The sequence below is a fragment of the Marinobacter sp. F4206 genome, assembly GCF_019392195.1.
GTDB lineage: Bacteria > Pseudomonadota > Gammaproteobacteria > Pseudomonadales > Oleiphilaceae > Marinobacter.
Map to the genome: position 1 here is coordinate 668,100 of NZ_JAHXKI010000002.1, position 19,260 is coordinate 687,359.

The 19,260-nt window shown below is 60.5% G+C and carries 20 protein-coding genes; 5 read left to right on the forward strand and 15 right to left on the reverse strand.

Going from position 1 to position 19,260, the window contains the following annotated elements; all coding sequences use genetic code 11:
* The first annotated feature begins 3 nt into the window (after positions 1 to 3).
* The gene (locus tag KZO34_RS05395) at positions 4 to 873 is read left to right on the forward strand and encodes an NAD(P)-dependent oxidoreductase (protein ID WP_219474124.1); all 870 of its coding nucleotides are present in this window, start codon (positions 4 to 6) and stop codon (positions 871 to 873) included.
* Here KZO34_RS05395 and KZO34_RS05400 read toward each other — a convergent pair.
* From KZO34_RS05400 to KZO34_RS05420, 5 genes are all read right to left on the reverse strand, one after another.
* On the reverse strand, positions 857 to 1,645 hold the full coding sequence (locus tag KZO34_RS05400; RefSeq protein ID WP_219474125.1) for a DUF2182 domain-containing protein: 789 nt from the start codon (positions 1,643 to 1,645) through the stop codon (positions 857 to 859). The two genes, KZO34_RS05395 and KZO34_RS05400, sit on opposite strands and share 17 nt — an antisense overlap.
* A 15-nt stretch (positions 1,646 to 1,660) precedes the next feature.
* Entirely contained in the window at positions 1,661 to 2,296 is a 636-nt protein-coding gene (locus KZO34_RS05405; RefSeq protein WP_219474126.1) for a DUF1326 domain-containing protein, read from the reverse strand.
* A 140-nt stretch (positions 2,297 to 2,436) separates the two neighbouring features.
* Positions 2,437 to 3,102: a hypothetical protein gene (locus tag KZO34_RS05410; protein WP_219474127.1), complete on the reverse strand. Its 666-nt coding sequence runs from the start codon at positions 3,100 to 3,102 to the stop codon at positions 2,437 to 2,439.
* A gap of 11 nt (positions 3,103 to 3,113) precedes the next feature.
* Positions 3,114 to 3,602, reverse strand: a complete 489-nt coding sequence (locus KZO34_RS05415; RefSeq protein WP_219474128.1) for a hypothetical protein — start codon at positions 3,600 to 3,602, stop codon at positions 3,114 to 3,116.
* Between the two features lie 91 nt (positions 3,603 to 3,693).
* Positions 3,694 to 4,860, reverse strand: coding sequence for an alkane 1-monooxygenase (locus tag KZO34_RS05420; protein ID WP_257900201.1), 1,167 nt, complete (start codon positions 4,858 to 4,860; stop codon positions 3,694 to 3,696).
* A gap of 138 nt (positions 4,861 to 4,998) precedes the next feature.
* Here KZO34_RS05420 and KZO34_RS05425 point away from each other — a divergent pair, with 138 nt between their 5' ends.
* Positions 4,999 to 6,090, forward strand: a complete 1,092-nt coding sequence (locus KZO34_RS05425) for an AraC family transcriptional regulator (RefSeq protein ID WP_219474129.1) — start codon at positions 4,999 to 5,001, stop codon at positions 6,088 to 6,090.
* Here KZO34_RS05425 and KZO34_RS05430 read toward each other — a convergent pair.
* The 5 genes from KZO34_RS05430 to KZO34_RS05450 all read right to left on the reverse strand — a co-directional run bounded on the left by KZO34_RS05430 (position 6,017) and on the right by KZO34_RS05450 (position 9,918).
* On the reverse strand, positions 6,017 to 7,048 hold the full coding sequence (locus KZO34_RS05430; protein WP_219474131.1) for a threonine aldolase family protein: 1,032 nt from the start codon (positions 7,046 to 7,048) through the stop codon (positions 6,017 to 6,019). The two genes, KZO34_RS05425 and KZO34_RS05430, sit on opposite strands and share 74 nt — an antisense overlap.
* Positions 7,049 to 7,171: 123 nt before the next feature.
* Positions 7,172 to 7,870, reverse strand: a complete 699-nt coding sequence (locus KZO34_RS05435) for a crotonase/enoyl-CoA hydratase family protein (RefSeq protein ID WP_219474132.1) — start codon at positions 7,868 to 7,870, stop codon at positions 7,172 to 7,174.
* 266 nt (positions 7,871 to 8,136) lie between these two features.
* The gene (locus KZO34_RS05440; RefSeq protein ID WP_219474133.1) at positions 8,137 to 8,754 is read right to left on the reverse strand and encodes a PEP-CTERM sorting domain-containing protein; all 618 of its coding nucleotides are present in this window, start codon (positions 8,752 to 8,754) and stop codon (positions 8,137 to 8,139) included.
* 186 nt (positions 8,755 to 8,940) lie between these two features.
* The gene (locus KZO34_RS05445) at positions 8,941 to 9,276 is read right to left on the reverse strand and encodes a TfoX/Sxy family protein (RefSeq protein ID WP_219474134.1); all 336 of its coding nucleotides are present in this window, start codon (positions 9,274 to 9,276) and stop codon (positions 8,941 to 8,943) included.
* Between the two features lie 3 nt (positions 9,277 to 9,279).
* Positions 9,280 to 9,918: a glutathione S-transferase family protein gene (locus KZO34_RS05450; protein ID WP_219474135.1), complete on the reverse strand. Its 639-nt coding sequence runs from the start codon at positions 9,916 to 9,918 to the stop codon at positions 9,280 to 9,282.
* Between the two features lie 149 nt (positions 9,919 to 10,067).
* Here KZO34_RS05450 and KZO34_RS05455 point away from each other — a divergent pair, with 149 nt between their 5' ends.
* Positions 10,068 to 11,561 carry a M17 family metallopeptidase gene (locus KZO34_RS05455; RefSeq protein ID WP_219474136.1) on the forward strand — a complete coding sequence of 498 codons (1,494 nt, stop codon included), beginning with the start codon at positions 10,068 to 10,070 and terminating at the stop codon, positions 11,559 to 11,561.
* Positions 11,562 to 11,693: 132 nt separating this feature from the next.
* Here KZO34_RS05455 and KZO34_RS05460 read toward each other — a convergent pair whose 3' ends face one another.
* The 4 genes from KZO34_RS05460 to KZO34_RS05475 form a co-directional block, all read right to left on the reverse strand.
* On the reverse strand, positions 11,694 to 12,659 hold the full coding sequence (locus KZO34_RS05460; protein ID WP_219474137.1) for a zinc-binding metallopeptidase family protein: 966 nt from the start codon (positions 12,657 to 12,659) through the stop codon (positions 11,694 to 11,696).
* 113 nt (positions 12,660 to 12,772) lie between these two features.
* Complete coding sequence (locus tag KZO34_RS05465; protein WP_219474138.1) at positions 12,773 to 15,286, reverse strand: DUF2339 domain-containing protein; 2,514 nt, start codon at positions 15,284 to 15,286, stop codon at positions 12,773 to 12,775.
* A gap of 28 nt (positions 15,287 to 15,314) precedes the next feature.
* Complete coding sequence (locus tag KZO34_RS05470; protein ID WP_219474140.1) at positions 15,315 to 15,698, reverse strand: DUF2750 domain-containing protein; 384 nt, start codon at positions 15,696 to 15,698, stop codon at positions 15,315 to 15,317.
* A gap of 83 nt (positions 15,699 to 15,781) precedes the next feature.
* Positions 15,782 to 16,237, reverse strand: coding sequence for a host attachment protein (locus KZO34_RS05475; protein ID WP_219474142.1), 456 nt, complete (start codon positions 16,235 to 16,237; stop codon positions 15,782 to 15,784).
* A 178-nt stretch (positions 16,238 to 16,415) separates the two neighbouring features.
* Here KZO34_RS05475 and KZO34_RS05480 point away from each other — a divergent pair, with 178 nt between their 5' ends.
* Positions 16,416 to 17,114, forward strand: a complete 699-nt coding sequence (locus KZO34_RS05480; protein ID WP_219474143.1) for a spondin domain-containing protein — start codon at positions 16,416 to 16,418, stop codon at positions 17,112 to 17,114.
* A 14-nt stretch (positions 17,115 to 17,128) separates the two neighbouring features.
* A complete protein-coding gene (locus KZO34_RS05485) occupies positions 17,129 to 17,854 on the forward strand; it encodes a spondin domain-containing protein (protein WP_219474145.1) in 726 nt (241 codons plus the stop codon).
* Positions 17,855 to 17,901: 47 nt separating this feature from the next.
* Here KZO34_RS05485 and KZO34_RS05490 read toward each other — a convergent pair whose 3' ends face one another.
* Positions 17,902 to 19,206: a fibronectin type III domain-containing protein gene (locus KZO34_RS05490; protein WP_257900203.1), complete on the reverse strand. Its 1,305-nt coding sequence runs from the start codon at positions 19,204 to 19,206 to the stop codon at positions 17,902 to 17,904.
* Positions 19,207 to 19,260 lie beyond the last annotated feature (54 nt).

The window sequence follows — 19,260 nt, forward strand, 5'->3', positions numbered from 1 at the left end:
TTTATGAACGTCGCATTCATTGGCCTGGGCATTATGGGAAGCCGGATGGCCCGCAACCTACTCAAGGACAGCTCACTTTCCCTCACCGTTGCCAATCGGTCGCCCGCTGCGGTCCAGGCCTTGGAGGCCGAGGGTGCCCGTGGCGCCAGCTCTGCTTCGGAAGCGGTACGGAACGCCGACATTGTCATTACCATGCTGAGCGACCCGACCGTGCTGGAAGACGTCGCCTTCGGCGATGAGGGATTTGTTGCGGCCATGCACAGGGGCTCACTGTGGGTGAACAGCTCCACCGTCAACCCTTCCTGTACCCGCCACTGCGCCAGCGGGGCCAATGCCGTCGGAGTGCGATTCCTCGACGCGCCGGTGGCCGGCACCAAACAGCCCGCCGAGGCCGGCGAGCTCACCTTTCTGTTGGGGGGCGAGGACACCGATGTTGAGGGCGCGCGCCCACTTCTCGAGTTGATGGGACAAAAAATCCTTCATGTGGGGCCGGCCGGCCAGGGCAGCGCCTTCAAGATGCTAGTCAACGCCCTGCTTGCGCAATCCATGCTGGCATACGCCGAGACGGCTCTGCTGGGGGAGAAATTTGGCTTCAGTCGGGACTTCCTGATGGACACACTCCCGAATCTGCCGGTTTCGGCCCCGTTTCTCCAGGGCAAATCCGACTTGATACGGGAGGGCAATTACGAAGCGCAGTTCCCTCTCGAACTGATGCACAAGGACCTGCACTTGCTGGAGCAGACCGCGTACGAGGAAGATCAGCCTATGTTTTTGGCAAGCCTGGCCAAAACGGTCTACGGCAGCGCCAAGCAGTCCGGGTACGGTCGGGAGGACTTTGCAGCAGTATTCGATTTTCTCACCGGAAAGCGGTGAAGGGTCCCCCCACCATCAGAATCACACCCAGAGCGATGGCGAGGGCGCCAATTCCCCTCGCCAGCCAATCCCCCCCCGGCATGAGTTTTTCCAGCAACACCACCCCCGCTATCGCCGCGATCACACTGAGATCCATAACCCCGCCCACGAACAGCAACGCCATCAACGCGGCACAACAGCCCACACAGTAGGCTCCGTGGCGAATACCCATCTCAAACGCCCCCCACAGCCCGGATCTCCAGTACCGGGTGATGAAGACCAACGGGCCTCGACAGCGACGCAGGCAGGCCTGTTTGAGTGCGGTAAACTGATAGACGCCGGCGGCAATCAGTACAACGCCGCTGAACACCTGGTTCTGACTGCGCATCTGGGGGCTGAGCAACGCCCACTCCTCCAGCAACCACTGCAGGGCGGTCGCCAGAATGCTGAAGAGCATCCAGACAAAAAGATAACCACCGGCGAACAATGCCGTACCCAGCATGGCGCCGGCGAGATGATTCTTTCGCGCCACCTGCCGATACAGCAGGACCATCGGGGCGGCGCTGGGTGTCATCATCGCCACCATCATGACACCCCACATCACCACCATCAGAACGAAATACTCCGGTGTCCAATGCTTGAAGGCCATCATGCCCGGGGACATCGCGGCCATATCGGACGCCAGTCCAAACAGATACAACCAGGACAGGCTGGCCATTACCAGCAACCCGATCAGAGTAACCAGCGATCCACTCGCGATCAGACCCGAAAGCGGAGTGTTCCTGTCAGCCACGGCATGCTCCGATGATTAGTGATAAACCCCCTTGGGCCCGATATCCAGGTGTGACAGGTGACTGTGGCTGGCATTGAGCTCCATCGGAATGTCCGCGTGAGCACTGGTGCGCCCCGTCGCCACCTCGGCCACGGCGTACTCGAAACCGTGCGGAAGATCGATGCGTGCCCGGTGTTCAGAGCCATCTATCGGACTCAGAATGGGCGTGCCGCTGGCTTCAACCAGATCCGCCACCCGAACCGACGCCTTCCTGGCCTCAACGTCACAATCGATCTGGATCGGACAGAACACCGGATCGTGCATCTTCGTCATAGTGCTGGCAAAGACATTGAAAAACGTGGCGCCCGGTTCGGATGTTTCGCCCGACAGGATGGCCATCAGTGCTTCCCGTTGTTCCGGACTGGCCCGCTCATCGACAAAGGCCTGTGCCGTGCCATTGCCCTCATGAATGGCCCCCGGCCACTTCAGAGTCATGGCAAAGGACAGATCATCCAGACGCGTATCTCCGAAATACCCGTCTTCAATCTTCACCGCAGCAAACGCTTCGCAGTCGCCGTGGGACGGCCGCCCCATGAACTGGCACGGGCACCCCAAATCGCAATTGCAGTTTACAAATTCCAACCCCTTTATACGCCAATCTACTTTGTCCATCTCAGCTACTCCCCTTTGGAAACGCAGCCCCGTAGTTCAATAATAAACCACCCAGAGGCGGTCGATTAGATCGATAACGACCATTAATCCGGCGATTAGTCGTGTGACGCTTAACGAGAGAATCCCTGCCTGTCAGAGGCTCAAACAGGCCAGGTGGCAAACCTGTCTCCGAACAGGATCAGGAACAGCGGAATGGGGGAAATGGCAAATGCGACCATCAATACATAGCGCGGAATGGAAAACAGGCGGCTTATCCCGGCCATCATCGCCAACCCACCGCCACCACCCAGTACCACATTGCCCGGCAGGTTAATGGCAAGCATCAGGGTCAGGTAACGGTGCCTCAGAAACCAGGGCACTAATCGCCTCGGCGACTTTTCCAGTAGTCGTGCCAGTCGCTCATCGGCATCCAGACCGTGGAAGCTCTCCAGAAAGCCTGCGGCCCGAACCAGGCGCACCTCTCGCAAAAAGCGGCTGATGCTTTTCTCCGGCAGCAATCGTCCGACCAAAAAAGCCAGGCACAGCGAGACCAGAGTACAGCCATACACCAGAGGCACAATCTTGGGCCCGAGAATCATCATCAGTGCCAGCCCGATCTCGACACCCGGGACGAAGGGAATCGCCATCAACAGGATGTAGGCGACCATGGAGGTCATGATAATGCGATGCAGCATCGGCTCGTTGGACGGGCTGATACTCATATCGAGCCCATCGATTATGCCTCGTGTCAGCAGATTGCCCGCCACGATCACCGCAATCAGGATCAACAATTTCAACAGCCCTGCCAGACGCCGATTGGTTGGCATGGCTGATCCGGTCATGGGTTGTCCGCCTCCACCAACCGCCCCTTGAACCAGAATTCCTTCTCAAAGGTCCAGTACCAGCGCTTGTTGATCCAGGTAAACGAACCCTGAATTTCGTCACCCCGGACGGTCCCCCGCCAGTACATAACCGCGCCTGAATCCGTGCACGGCACTTCCGCTCGCATCTGTATGGCGTCATCCTGGGCCCTTACCCAATAATCGACCCTGGCATAGCCACAGCGCCGCTCGCACTCCTCGGAGAGGAACTGGCCGTCTTCAAACACCAGCAGGTCATCGACGTCAGCAGGCTGGCCCGCCGGGCCGAGCTGGCTCCGAAAGGTTTTACCGTCCAGCGCCATGTGCAGCGGTGACTGCTCGTCTGCAAGCACGGTGGACATGCCTCCGACAAGCAGAAAAATGGCCAGCAACGGCGCTCGCCACCTCGGGAATCGGGGCACAGTATGCGCGAAAAGGCGTGGTGCTATCGCAGGAGGATGTTCCATGGGCACATACTCCAGGCAGAAGGACTGATTAAAGTTTAGCCAACCCGGCATCAAAAGAAAGCCCGGGACAGCCAAAGACTCATCAGAACTCTCAGCCCATCGACGCCGGCTCCGTGAGACGGGCCGACTGTTCAAACTGCTTGGCGGAAAGCTGCCACTCCTCCCCCTGGTAATAGGCACGGACCCGCGGATTCATCACCCGGAACCACAGCGGCGGGATGAGTGCCAGCAGGTACATCCCGGTGTAGCCGGTCGGTAATTGCGGTGCGCCATCGTAGTGGCGCAAGACCTGATATCGCCGGGCGGGAAAAGCGTGGTGGTCGGAATGTCGCTGGAGGTGAAACAGGCCCATATTGGTGATCAGGTAATTGCTGTTCCAGGAGTGCGCCGGGGTGGTGCGCTCATAACGGCCATTCGGCAGCTTGCGACGGTGCAAACCGTAATGTTCCACATAGTTGATGATCTCCAGGGTCGTGAAACTCATCCAGCTCACCCCGAGGTAAAACACCAGCCCCGCCCAGCCGAAAAACACTGCCGAGGCCACGGCAAAGCAAACGCTGATGGTATTCCACCAGATCAGCTCATTGCGCCAGTGCAGTGCGGGCAGACCGAGCTGGCCCAGACGAGCCGCTTCCAGCTTCCAGGCATTGAGGACATTGTGGAGATAGGCATGGGGCAGGAAGCGGTAAAGACTTTGCCCGTAACGGGCGGATGACGCATCTTCCGGCGTGGAGACAGTCACGTGGTGTCCACGCAGATGCTCCACCTTGAATCCGGCATAGCAGACCGATGCGTACAGCAGGCCTCCGGCCCAGTTTTCGAGCCGGTTCCGTCGGTGAATCAGCTCATGGCCAACATTGATAGAGAGAATGGCGCTGACAATCCCGCAGGACAGTATCCAGCCCACCTGCCCGACCAGCGAGAACCGATCGGTATTGGCGAACACCCAGGCGCCGAATGCCAGCACCGCCAGTTGCGCCGGCACCACCATCAGGGTCAGAAACGAATACCAGCGCTGGCCGGAGAGACGGGCAACCTCGTCGTCCGAGGGATTCGAAGAGTCCGTTCCCACGAGGTGATCAACGATGGGAACGATTCCGAAGATCACGAACAACGGCCACCAGGCGTAAAGGTTCCACTGTCCGGTTTCCTGCATCGTCTGCCAGGCATCATAGGGCAGCATGGCCACCGCAAACACCAGCAAAAACAGCACTTTCTTTAGGGCGATCATGATCCGGGACGGCACCTTCTCCAGCATGGGCTTCTCCTTGTGGTCACAGCTGGTTGTTCTTCTGAAGCCACTGTGCGCCCATTCCGCCCGGGAAACAGGTTACTAATTGACAGACTTCTGTCATTTTCAGACACTGTCAGACAACCCGACAATGGAAGAGCCGCAATGCACCGGTCCAACCAGCAGGCGTCCACCGCAACCCGTTACCTCCAGAGCCTGTGCCAGTTACTGACCAGCGCCGAGGTGCCGTTGGCCGGGCTGCTCGCGGGCACCGACATCCAGCCACGGCTTCTCGAGGCGCCGGACGGGGTCGTCAGCCACGACAGTCTGGATCGCCTGCTACAGAATGTTGAACGACTCACCGACGAACGCTTTCCCGGCATCCTGCTTGGGCACCACCTGAATATCAGTGCCCACGGTGCCGCAGGTTACGCCGGGCTGACCGCTCCGAACGCCGGCGCGGCCATAGGTGTCGCGGTTCGCTTCTTTCCACTGATTACGGAACTGGCGACACTGAAATTGGACGTCACTGAAAAGCGCGTCCGGCTCACGATCATTCCCGCGCCTGGGATCTCCGGGCGGACCGAGCGGTTCGTGGTACATACCCTGCTCGCCAGCTTCGATGTCATGGGCAGTTTCCTGGTCGGAAACCTGGAGCTGCGTGCCGGATTGACCTTCCCCAATCAGGCGGGCCTGAAAGCACGGCTTGGCTCGACATTACAGGGCATCGCGTTCAATCAGCCCAGCCACAGCCTCTCGCTGCCAAGAGAGCGACTGGAGGCTCCCTTTGCGCTCGCCGATCGAACGGCGCACGCCCAGGCGGTTGCCCAGTGTGAAGAAGCCTTGAATCGGCTGGAGGGACAGAGGACTCTCGCGGGGCGAGTGGTGGGCCTGTTGACCCGGATCGGCCCACCCTATCCGGATCAGGAGAATGTTGCGGCGCAGCTCGGCATGTCCACCCGGACCCTGCACCGGCACCTGCTGGAAGACGGGGTTCGCTATCGGACACTTATACTGGAGGCCCGGATGAACAGCGCCAGGCGCTACCTGCTCGACGAACGGCTGGGCGTCACCGAAACGGCGTACCGGCTCGGTTACCGGGATTCCGCCAATTTTACCCGGGCCTTTCGGCAAGCGACCGGGGTGACGCCCACCGGGTTCGTGAAAGCCGGCTCATCCAACGCTAGGCCAGCAGTTCCCGCACATCCGAGAGAAACTGATCAACCCGCTCCGTCGTCGTCGCCCAGGAACACATGAGCCGCGCCGAACCACCGATGAAATTGTAGAACCGCCAGCCTTTCGCCCGCAGCGCCGCCTGCACCGGCTCCGGCATTTCCACGAAAACACCGTTAACCTGCCTCGGATAGCGAAGCGTAACACCCGGCAATCCGGTCAGACCTTTGGCCAGTCGCTCTGCGCAGGCGTTGGCATGACGGGCGTTCTGCAACCAGACGTCGCCTTCCAGTAGCCCGCACCAGGGCGCGGAAATGTACCGCATCTTGGAGGCCAGCTGGCCTGCCTGCTTGCAGCGCCACTCGAAGTCCTCCGCCAGACGTCGGTTAAAAAACACCACCGCCTCACCCAGCGCCAGGCCGTTCTTGGTGCCGGAAAAACACAGAACATCGACGCCGGCTTTCCAGGTGATCTCGGAGGGGTGAACGTCCAGTGCCGCCACCGCATTGGCAAAGCGGGCACCGTCCATGTGGATATTCAGATTGTACTGATCGGCTGTGGCCCGGATCGCACGCAGCTCATCGGGCGTGTAGATGGTGCCGACCTCCGTCGCCTGGGTAAGGCTCAGCGCCTTGGGTTTCGGGTAGTGAATGTCGGTGCGCTTGGTGACCAGATGCTCGATGCTTTCCGGTGTCAGCTTGCCGTCCGGCCCCTGCCCCAGCAAGAGCTTGGCGCCGTTGGACGCATATTCCGGGCCGCCACACTCATCGGTCTCAATGTGAGCCAGCTCATGACAGATCACGCTGTGAAAGGACTGGCCGATGGACGCCAGCGCGAGGGAGTTGGCGGCAGTGCCGTTAAAGACGAAATAGACGTCGCACTCGGTATCGAAGAGCGCCCGAATCCCATCCGCTGCCCGCTGGGTCCAGCTGTCTTCGCCATAGGCGGGCTCATCCATACGGTTCGCCTGCTCCATGGCCTTCCAGGCCTGGGGACAAACCCCACTGTAATTGTCACTGGCGAACTGCTCGAACTGGGACACGACGGGCCTCCTGTTGGGGAATCCGATGAATGGGCAATCGCCCAACTTACACGATTCAGCGTGAATCGCCAGCGTTCGGGCCTATCCATTGCGCTAAGGCGGACAGGCCCTTAACGAACCGGATTAACCCGACAGGCCGAGATGCTCGGAATCCTGCTGGATGCAGCGGTCCAGCAGCTCCAGATACTCCGCCTTCGCCTTGCGCTTGGTTTCCCGGTGAGCCCGCATGTTCAGCGTCCGGAAATGCTGCGCCAGCTCGTTCGCCCGGGACATCAGGTCAGACGGGGCAACGACCTCATCCAGGAATCCCGCCTCGACAGCACCTTCGGGATCGTAGATTTCGGCGTTGACCACCGAACGGTAGAAATGGGCCGGGGCCAGCCGATGCCGGGCAATCTCGATGCCGGCGTGGTGCATGGTCATGCCGATGGCCACCTCATTGAGGCCGAGTTTGAAGCTGCCTTCCACGCCAATGCGATGGTCCACCGACAGCATGATGAAGGCGCCCTTGGCAATGGCGTGGCCACTGCAGGCGCCAATGACCGGCAGCGGAAACGCCGCCAGGCGGCGGGTCAGCCTGGACCCGACGGTTACCAGCGCCGAGGCCTCGCTGGCGCCCTTCTGCATTTCTTTCAGATCGTAGCCGGCCGAAAAAATCCCGGGCTGGCCCGTGAGAATCACCACAGCCTCGTCCTTCTCGGCGCGATCCAGCGCTTCATTCAGCTCCTTGAATACGTCATGGCTCAGCGCGTTTGCTTTTCCATTGGCAATAGCGATTGTCGCGACGCCATCGTTAAGTTGGTATTCAACAAGGTCTGTCACCGGCCTATCCTCTTGATGTGGTTAACGTGATGGTTGGGTGAACTTTGCCAGTTTCCGGGACCGGAGACCACACCTGTAAGGATTCGCTGTACCCCTGAAAAGTTGCCCACAGAATCTGTGGATAACGTTGTTAGTAGCGCGAGGAAAGGTGGCGTGAAACGCCATGGAGCGGGGATTGCGGGGACGCGGCCAGATATTGACCGAAGGTCGAAAGCAGCGCCTGCGGACCCGCGGTTACGCCCGCGAGTCCGCCCTATTCCAGGTGATTAACCCTGGCGCCGGCGACGGGCGACGCCCATGCCAAGCAGACTCAGCCCGAGCAAGGCAATGGAGCCCGGTTCCGGAACGGAGGCAGTCACCTTCACGTCATCAAGGAAGTTACCGACGGTGCCGGTTTCGGGAATGACCGAGGTAAACGTCAGGGTGGTCAGCTCGGAGGAGGCAACGAAGCTGTCCGAGAAGATGCTCCAGGCGCCGACAACGTGGTCATCCAGGTTCCAGGTCATCCCGGGCATCACAGACACGTCGAAGCTCTCGCTGTTGCTCTGGCGTGCCCGATAGGCAAAGCTCAGATCGTAGGATTGGCCAACGGTGGTCGCAAAGCTCTGGAAGATACTGAACGCGCCACCGCTGTTCGGGTGGGCATTCAACTCAGCAAACTGGCTTTCCTCATGGGCCGTTACCCCCCCATAGTTGTCCCAGATCTCGATATTATCGCCTTCCCAGCCATCCACAGCCGCGGAACTGAAATGCTGCCAGGTTCCCGCCGCAACATCCGGCTGTTCAAAGCCGCCATTGACGATGAGATTGGCGCTGGCGGGTGTGGCAGCGAGGAGTGAAACGCCGAGAACACTGACGGCGGCAAGACGACCGGAAAACTGCATGATTGATTGCTTCCTTTGTTGGTTGAATTCCTTTTTCGGAACAGTCAGCAATCGGGGAACCAACTCCAAACTCCTGTTTATCTTTCATTAAGTTAGCAATACAGAAGCGACACGCTTGCATCGCAACTGTAAATTAATCTGACACCAGCTGTTACGGTTAAGTGACACTCCGAACGTGAGCCATTGCTAACGGCGTTTCGGCTTCCGGGCCCGCAATGCAGCCTCATACGAACGCCGAGCCCACTGCGCCGCCTCCTCCGGATCCTCCATGACCTCCGCCGGGGCGAGGAAGTAGGAAAGCCGGACTAACTTGCCGCTCCGGTCGTATTCGAATGGGCCGAGCGCCTGCTCTTCGAAGTAACGGGCATTCCCGGCATCGGCCTTGAGGTAAAGCGCTTCGTCCACAGCCAGCGCGAACATCAGCCCGTCGTGGTAGATACCGTAGCCGCCGAACATCCGGCGAACGGTGACGGCACCGAAGTGCCCGAACACTTCGTGGAGAAACTCCGTGTAGTCGTCCATGCCTTATCCCGGTTGCGGGGCCAGCCCATCGTCAACGGCCTTCGCCGCCAGCAGGGCCGGGCGATCGCTCAAGCGAGCAACGTAGGCCTCAAATTCCGGCCGCCGGGTAATCGAGCCGAATTCCATGCCCCACATCAGGTGCGACCCCACGTAAACGTCCGCCGCCGAGAACCGGTCGCCCGCCACGTATTGATGGGCCGAAACGGCACCGGCCATGGCGCTGACGGCTCGCTCATAGGTGCCATAGCCGACCATCCGCTCCTGATCCCGGCTGACTTCCGCCTGCAGAACGCGGTCCATGACCGCCGCCTCCAGTGGCCCGGCGGCGAAGAAAAGCCAACGGTAATAGGCGGCCCGCGCGGTCGGCTCCGGCGCGAGACCGGCCTCGGGGAACGCATCGGCCAGGTAGGCGCAAATCGCCGCGCATTCGGTCACCACCTCCCCCCGGTGCACCAGCGCCGGCACCTTTCCCATGGGATTAATGGCGAGATAGTCCTCCGACTTCATCTGGGTGTCGTAATCAAGCAGGACCTGGCGGTAATCGGCCCCAACCTCCTCCAGCATCCAGCGCACAATTCGTCCGCGGGACATGGGGTTGGTATAAAAAACGAGATCACAGTCGAGGGACTCGGTAATGGCCATGGCGTGGCTCCCTTGGGCACAGAAGATTCAGAAAGGTTAGCCGAATTACAAACGTCCTCAAACCGGGTTTTCCATTGGCCCGGGTATTCCCGCGGAATACAACTATCCTTACTCGAGGGCAGATTCGAAACCGTCTGGAGCACCCGGCCATGAAACCTGAACTCCCGAGAACACCAGAGCTCAAGCTTGATGTGGACCACCGCATACCAGCCTCTTGGGATTTCGACACCGGAGTGAGCCTTATACTCCTGGTGCCGGAATCCAACCACAACGCTCTGGGCAAAGCTCCGTGGGCCGACTACCTGAAATTGCGCCTCGCCGATTTCCCGGACAATGCCAATCCCATGCTCATCTCCGGCCCCAGGGGAACCCGCGCCGCGATTGCCTTTGTGGCGGACGATGTGGGCGGGTTCAAAGCCCTGAGCCAGGCCCGTAAGCTGATCGCCCCGTTGATGGCTGAGCGCTCCAGGAAGATCAATGTAATCTCACTGCTCGATCAGGAGCAGGCCGCCTGCGTTATGGCCGAGGCTCTGGTTTCCGCCGCCCTTGCGGCCCTGTTCCAGCCTCCGAAGATTTCGGATGAAACTCCCGACATCCCCCCTCTGTCTGCCATGAATTTTTTCGGTGGGTTCGAGGCCGCCGACTTTCGGTACGTCAAGGCGACGGCCGAGGGCAACAACCTCGCACGCTGGCTGACCGAACTCCCGGGCAACTACCTGACGCCCGGCATATATCGGGACTACGCCGAGGCACTGGCCAAGGCTGAGGGCTGGGAAGCCCAGTTCTACGACCTCGACCAGCTGGAACGGCTTGAGGCCGGTGCCTTCCTGTCTGTGGTCGAGGCCAGCCCGAATCGGGACGCCGGCATACTGCAGTTGCGATACCGACTGAAGGGCGCCGGGGATAAACCACTGGCCCTGGTGGGCAAGGGCATCTGTTTCGACACCGGCGGCAGTAATCTCAAGGTCGGTGGCAGCATGCTAGGTATGCATGGCGACATGCAGGGTAGCGCGGTGGCACTGGGCACCCTGCTCGCGCTGACCCGACTCAATTTCTCTCAACCCGTGGACTGCTGGCTGGCGCTGGCCGAAAACCACATCGGCTCCAGGGCCGTGAAGTGCAATGACGTCATTACCGCCGTGAACGGTACAACCATTGAACTGATCAACACCGATGCCGAGGGCCGCATGGTGCTGGCCGACACCCTGGCCCTCGCCTGCCGGCGAAAACCACGGGCCATCCTGGATTACGCCACCCTGACCGGCGCCGTCGTCTCGGCCCTGGGACAACGCATGGCCGGTGCCATCACCAACCGGCGGGACTGGATCGAGCCCATCATCCAGACCGGTGAGCATTGCGGTGAACGGGTCTGGCCGTTCCCCTATGAAGACGACTACGACGAAGACCTGAAATCTCAAGTCGCGGATACGCTCCAGTGCCGAACAGCGGGCGCAGGCGATCATATCTACGCGGCTCGTCTTCTCGGCAAATTCGTGGACAAGGGCGTGGGCTGGGTGCACGTGGACATGGCTTCGACCGGCACTCACAAGGGCGGGTTGGCCCACATCCCCACGGACCTCCAGGGATTCGGTGTACGCTTTGGCGTCGAGTGGTTCAACCGAATCGCCGATGAGGGCCTGTGACGCCACTGACCCACTCCGGTCATTTAACAGTCACATTGCCGGAACGCCTGATTTCAGGCGTCCGAGACCACATGTCCTTACGTTGCCAACAAAGTTATCCACAGTTTTTGTGGGCAAGTGCCAGTGAAGGTCTCAACGCCCATGAGCCCCGCGACGAAGCCAGTCATGAACGAACGCCAGTTTTTTCTGGGCCATATCCGACAATACAAACGGATAAAGATCCGCGAGCCCCATGGAACGGTTCACATGGTTGACCCTAATCGCCAGGGAGGCTGCCACGTTGATCAGCTTTGCCGTGTCCGGTTCGGAGTACGGGTCCCAGCGGGCATTGGGCAGCTCTGGCGAAGACAGTCCGGATGCCACCGCGCTGTCAGTGATGTCCGTCAGATGAAGCAGGTGTGCCGCAGTCTCGGCCCAGTCTTCGTGGGGATGAGCGGACGCGTAGGAGGTCAGATAGGATTGCTCCCACCCCGCCGGCGGTCCTTCGTGATAGTGCCGCTGCAGTGCGGCGGCATAGTCCGCGCGCTCATCACCGAACATACCACGGAAGGCTTCCAGAAAGTCTTCGCGCAGACTGAGCCGCCACCAGAGCATGTGGGAAATTTCGTGCCGCATGTGCCCGACCATGGTCCGGTAGGGCTCCTGAAGCGCCTGCCGGCGGGTGGTTCGAACCACCGGGTCTGCCTCTGCAACGCTGATGGTCACCACGCCATTGGCATGCCCCATGGCCACCGGCGTCAGTCCTTCGGCAAGCATGTGGAAAACGGGACGGGTGCCCGGGTCCTCCGGACGGAACCAATGCCAACGCCCGAGGTTGTCGAGTACCCAGCGCTTGGCGGCCTCGGTTTCCGCCCAATTGGGAATGGCGTTGGCAATGCTCGGATCCGGCGCCAGCGCGGTCATTGCGCAGGAGGTGCAGAAGGCCCCCTCCCTGGGCGCGATCCAGTTGCAGCCGATAACCTTCCGGTTTGCACAGAACGGTCGCATAGGCACAAAAGCCCGCGCCTGAGGATCGTACGCGACAGGCGTACCGTCGGCGGTGGCAAGGTTATCGAACCAGAGTGAACCGGAACCTACGGGGTTTGAGAATACCAGCATGCTGCCTTACTCCAGATGAGTGGCGCGGTAAGTGAGCCGGAGCAGAGATCCCGCACCGGACACGCTTACCGTACAACCCGTAGGTGAGTCGGTTCAATGAAAACCGCTGTTATTCAGGGATGGCTACCGGCTTGCTCCGGTTGCTCCGATGCTCGCTGGACGTTACGGTACATCCAGGCCAGCCCGAGCAAGGCCAGCCCCAGCCCCATGAAAGCTGCGACCCGCCAGAGTCCTTGCAAGCCAGCCATGTCGATGAGGAAAATCTTGGCAATCACGATGCCCAGCAACGCCATGCCAGCTTTGTACAGTAGGGCGTTGGCCCGCCTGGTGGAATAGACGATGACGGCGATGGCGTACAACATGCCGATGACCGAGTAGCTGTAGAGCTCGCCCTCACTCATGCCGAACGACGCGGCCATTTCACCGCCCTGCCACAACTGCCGTATCTCCATGGCGGTGAACAACAGGAAGCCGGCGGCAGCCAGGCACAGGGACCAGAGCCGGGGAGCCAGCTGAGGGAACCGGCTGACCATGAGCGCCAACAGGACCGGGCCACCGAAGGCCGGAAGGAGCAGGTTGAAGATCGGGGTGTCGCCAACGCTGCTTTCGGCCCACCAGGGGTTCAGCAGGATCAGTATCGAGAGATAACTCAAAGAGGCCAGCACGAGGAGCATCCGGGCGAACAGACGATACAGCCAGGCCAGCGATTGGCTCGCGCCGGCACGCACCATATAGGTGACACTGAGGGATCCCCAGAGCAGCGTGTTGATCGCGGCCTCGGTCAGGCTGTATTCGTGGGCAAAGATATCGCCGTCATAGAGCCAGTAACGCAGCTCGGTACCCAGAAACAACACCAGCAGGTGCAGGGTTGCCCCTTCCAGCCACGGGCGAATGCTATGCCCTTTCATCGACAATCGCGTCGCGATCGCTGCCAACAGCGTTGCCCCGCCGTAGGTCCACAGAGACCAGTGCAGATCATCCGCATAGCCCTGCAGCCAGGGATTGAATGTCAGCCGTGCGACCACCAGCGCCAGGGCGGCTTTCAGGAGCAGGTACAGTTCCGGCATGGCGTAACGCCGGGCCAGCCAGGTGAGGCTGACAAACTGGACCGAAAGCGCCAGCGTCAGAGAGGCCTCACGGACAATCATCACCGCCGCCAGGGTATAGCTGACGTGCGCCGCGAGGATGGCCCAGACCACCCCGGTGCGGAACGTTTCGCGACGTTCCATCTGCGACGCCATCACACCGTAGAGGCCTCCGACCAGCAAGGTGGTTACCGCCCAGACCGATGAAGTTTCATAGCCGTGCAGCAGCAACCATCCGAGAACCAGCCACACCAGTGGCGATAACAGGGTCAGGGACGCCCAGCGCCGCTGGTCGCTGTGGCGCACCCACTGCCAGAGCCCGACAGCGACGGTGAGAATGGCCGCGGCCACGAGGTAACCGAAGAAGCCGCCCGGCTGGTCCGCCGGCCAGGGCACCAGATATCCGTCCCCGGGGCCCAGACTGCCCCGGAGCACGAGCCACCCGCCTGCACTGACCACCACACTCGCCCAGGGTAGATACCAGATCCCACCGCGGCTCTGGGGAATCAACGCGGTTACCGGCAGGATCAGCAACCAGCTCCAGTACACAGGGCTGGTATCAAGCTGGATAGCCATTGAAAAGCCCCAGGCCGCCAGCAACGGCAGGAAGGCCTGCCACAACCTTTGCTCCCCGACCCCTTGATTGCCCCGCAATACGCCAAAGCCCACCATCAATCCCGCCAGGTACCAGGGTATGGACGCCCCGACAGGCTCCGCCGAGGTCCCCAGGAACCACCATAGCAACGCTCCGGCCAGGGTGGCGTACCACAGCCAGTCGCGGAACACGTAACGCATCAGCAGCAGGGAACTCAATGTAATCAGGAAACTGTACGACAGCACAAAGGCGACACTGCCGTCGTCGCTCCCGATCAGCAGAGGCACCAGGTAAGCGCCGCTCAACCCCATGATGGCGAGTAATGGCCCATGAACCAGCGACAGGGCCATGGTCACCAGAGACACGGACGCCAGCCCGACCAGCCCCACTGTGGCACTGATAAACCCGAAATGATGCACACCCGCCAGCAGGGCCGCATACAGCGTGATGCTGCCGCCGCCGGCCAGGGCCGCGAACACTTGGTCCGTGCCCATGTGTCGGCGCCTGAGGACCTCGGCACCAAGGTGCAGGGCAAGGCCGCTGATCAGGGCGAGCAACAGCTGCTGCAGCGGTCCAATCAGACCGGCATTGATGGAGTGGCTGACCATGAAAATACCGGCAAGCCCCACGCTGAGACCGCCCAGCCAGACCATCCAGTTCTCTTTCAGCGCCTGAACAAGGTGGGCAGACCGAGGAAGTTCCGTTGCCTCTGGTTGGGGGTCAGGTATTTCCGGCTCATCCAGGCTCAATGTGGCCGTTTGTTCCGGCTGACCAGTCTGGCGCCGAAGATGGACCACTTCCTGGCGGAGTTCATAAAGCTCACGCGCGAGCAAGTCCAGGCGAGAGGCCTGTTCACGACGCTGACGAAATGCCAGGACGCCAAGAATGGAGCCGACGGGGACCAGAATCAGTATACCAACCGCCAGCAGGATCAATACGACTTCCAAGCCCTGCTCACCCTCTAACCAGGCCTTTTCAGAAACTCGACAGCTCGTCCTGCAGGTCGCGCTTCAGTTCTTCCGGCTCGGTAATCCAGAGGGTACCGTCTGCGCCTGGAAATACGCCAACGTCCAGACCGTCCCGGGTCAGACCTGGCACCCATTTCTTGAAGAAATCCGGCAGGGAAATGCTTTTCGGCGAGAGCTCATCCGAGCCGCCCGCATAGTTGGCGGCAAACGCGGCGCTCGGCCAGACCGGCAAGTGCGACACGCCCTCGTCTTCCGAAACAATCTTCAGAAAGCGGTTATCGGCGTTGACCAGAATCCAGATCTCGCGCTCTTCGAGCACTTCACTCAGAAAGTAGTCATACCGCTCTTCACCGGTCAGCTCGAGTACTTCATTTAACGGATCACTGCTCATTTCTATCGACTACTCCCCTGGAAAACTGTCAACGTCTTTCGCTCAGGAGACTAGCACGAATTGCTCCGAAACATCTTTTCCCGTTACAGCCCGAGGTGCTGAATAATCGCCTCGGGGTCCTGGCGCACCAGGTCCTTATCAATGGACTTTACCACCGCTGTCAGGCAGTCCTTGCTCAGATGATGCCGCAACGCCCCGAGAAAATTGGGAGGCGCCACGAGCACCAGCTTTTCGAAGCGTCCCTCATGCCGGGCCTTTTCCAGTTGTTCGCTGAGGTCGCGGGCAAACCGCTCCTCCTCCGGGTCGTCCGACTTTTCACGGTCATAACTCTGATGCCCGCCGACACCGCCATGGTCGCTCCCGGGCCGGTCGGAATAGCGTTCCGAATCCTTCAGGCGGCCAGCCGGGTGCTCCCGGGTCATGACTTCATCAAGAGCCCTAACAGGCGTTGTCGCCTGGAATAACCTTGCCTGTGCATTATCCGCCACCAGTACATAAAGCCGTTTCCGGGCCAGCGGGTCGTCGCTGTCTTTGTTCATGCCTGTCCCCTCCGAGTGCTTGTCACTCCATCAATCACGATAGCACTCCACCAGAGGGCGTCAAAACGACTTTGGCGGCCGCCGAAAGAACGGCATCAGCGTTACAATTCCGGGATGACGACCTCCCGCCATCGGGCGATACTGAAGGGACCTGATCAGTGGTGAAAGGAGTCGACCCATGAACCGTTTAATCCTCTCTCTGGCATTCGCTGCCATCCCCTTCCCGGTCCTGGCCGCCGAATTCGATGTGGAAATCCACAACCCGACCCGGGGCCTGTATTTCACGCCGCTGCTGGTAGCGGCCCATGCAGAGTCCGTTTCCCTCTTTGAAGCTGGTGAGACGGCGTCCAGTAACCTGCGGGCGATGGCGGAAGTCGGTGATCTCTCCGGACTGATTACCTTTCTGGATGCCGCCGGTGCCACCATTGCCGATAACCCGGCCAACGGGCTGTTGGCACCGGGGGCGAGTACCGTTGTCACGCTCAATACCGGTAACGCCATTGCGAACACCCGACTGTCGATTGTCGCCATGCTGTTGCCCACCAACGATGGTTTCCTGGCTCTTAATAGCCTCACCCTACCCACCGAGCCGGGTACCTATAGCTACAATCTGAACGCCTACGATGCCGGCACCGAGGCCAACAACGAACTGCGTGGCAGCGAGACCGTCGGCCTGCCCGGCATGCCGGTGCCGGCCGAACTGGACTCCGAGCTGGGAACCAACGGTACCGGAGTGACGAGCGACGTCGAGGGCTACGTTCACATTCATCGCGGCAACCTGGGTGATAACAACCCAAGCGGCGGACCCAGCGATATTGTCAGCACCCTGCATCGGTGGCTGAACCCGGTGGCTCGCGTCACCGTGACCGTACGATAATCCGGAGGTGCGTCATGGCATTTCGAACACACTTGATTCTGATGCTGTCACTGACGGGGCTGGTCGCAGGATGCAGTTCGAGCGACGACGATGGTGACTCGCTGGTCAGTTCGCGCAGCTTCCGCTACCAGGTCAGCATCACCAATCTGTCCGCCGGACAACCCTTTTCGCCCGCCGCAGTGGTTATCCATCGCGCCGAGTGGCAAGCATTCAGTCTGGGTGATGGCGCGTCGGTGGAACTGGAACGACTGGCGGAAAGTGGCGACAACGACGCGTTTCTCGCGGCGGCGGACGCCGACAGCGGTGTGCTGGCGACCGAAACCGGTACCGGCCCCATCCCCCCGGGCGCGACGGCGGAAATCTCGGCCTCTGCCTCGACAACCTCTGACAACGGGCTGCTACTGACCTGGCTAGCCATGCCCGTGAATACCAACGATGCTTTGGCGGGGGTCCGCGGCATCGACCTCAGCGATTTTTCGATCGGCGACACCAGGACTTATTTTGCGATCAGCTACGACGCTGGCACCGAGGCCAATACCGAAACCGCAGACACCGTGCCCGGCCCCGCTGCCAGTGGACTTGCCGAAGGATTCAATGCGGCTCGGGATGATGTCCGGAATGCCGTCTATATCCACCCCGGCGTGGTTACACAGGATGACGGGCTCGGCACGTCTACGCTGGAAGGTGTTCAGCGCTGGGATAACCCCATCGCCCGCGTCCGGGTTGAGCGCCTGCAATAGCTATTGGCCACCGGCGCATGGCACGCCGGCGGCCTTTCGCTGAGTATTCAGATCTGCTTGCTGACCATCTCCGACAGTGAGCTTCGATTGCCGTCGGTATCCAGGGTTCGCATGGCAAAGTACCAGGTGCCCTCGCTCAGATCGTCCACCAATAGTTCGTCGACAGAGGCATCGCCAATGGCAATCGACTGATCCAGTGCATCGGCCGACTTGCCGTAGACGACTTCAAAGCCTGCAATCTCACCCATGCTCAGGCTCACCCCGTTTTCCCGGGTCAACGGAGCCGTCCAGCTGAGCAGCGCCGCGTCCGCCGGGATGGCCGGTTCCGGTGCCGGCTCTGTGGTCGGGGGCTCGGTCGTGTCCGCAACGCTGGTATCGCCGTCGTCAGAGCCACTGTAAACATCCGCTATGGTTTTGAACCGCTGAACGTTGCGGTACTCCACAATCACCAGCTTCTGGTCGATGATGCTCGACTCGGTGACCAGCTGCAGCTCGGATGCCTGGGCAGCAGACGCTGCAACAATATCCGCCAGCGCCAGGCTGGTGCCATCACCCGTGATATCAAGCCGGCCACTGGCAACGACTTGCGCCGACATGTTGTTCAGCACATCGGAAATGCTTTGCCACTGGTCGTTGTCGTTGACCAGCGCCAGAAACGCCGCATTGGTGATCGCGACCTGAAGCGCATCCGCCGATACCGCTTCGAGCTCATCAAGTCGCGTCAGATCAGGTGGCACCAGGCTAAGTGCGCCGACAGACAACCCGAACCAGGCCTCCACGGTCTGGTAGGCGCCCGCCAGTGCTGCTGGCGACAGGCCTTCGTCACTGCGTTCGGCCAATGTCACGGCCAAATGGGTGAGGGGCGTGAGATGCACGGTCTCGGTAACCAGGTCCCCGGCGCCACGCAATACAAAGTCGCTGCTCAGTTCCAGTGTTTGGCCGAATTCAACCTGGCCGCCGCCGACCTGATCACAGCTCGGCACGACGTCGCATACCATGCGGGTACTACCGTCAGCCCGCAGCTCCACCAGGGCCCAGCCGTCAGCCTTGCCCCGCAAACGCAGCTCATAGCTGCCATCGTCGGCGGTTCGAACGGGTTTGGCGGCCAGGCGGTCAGGGAGGTAATAGCCGGATTTGTCTTCCAGCAACCGGTTCGCCGTTACCACGCCCTGCTGTATCACCCCTTTAATGGCAGCACCCGCCACCTGTGCGGTGGGCTCGACCGTGCCCGGAGATTGCGCCTCGGTGATACTGCTGTCGTCCGAAGCATCCAGACCGCAGCCGGAAAGAAATGCTGCCATGGGTACCAGCAGCGCACCTTGCTTCAACAGTTTTTTGCCGAGATTTGACATACTTTTGCACCAGATTATTGACATCTGAGCAAAGCATAGCCCTGGAATAGGCAA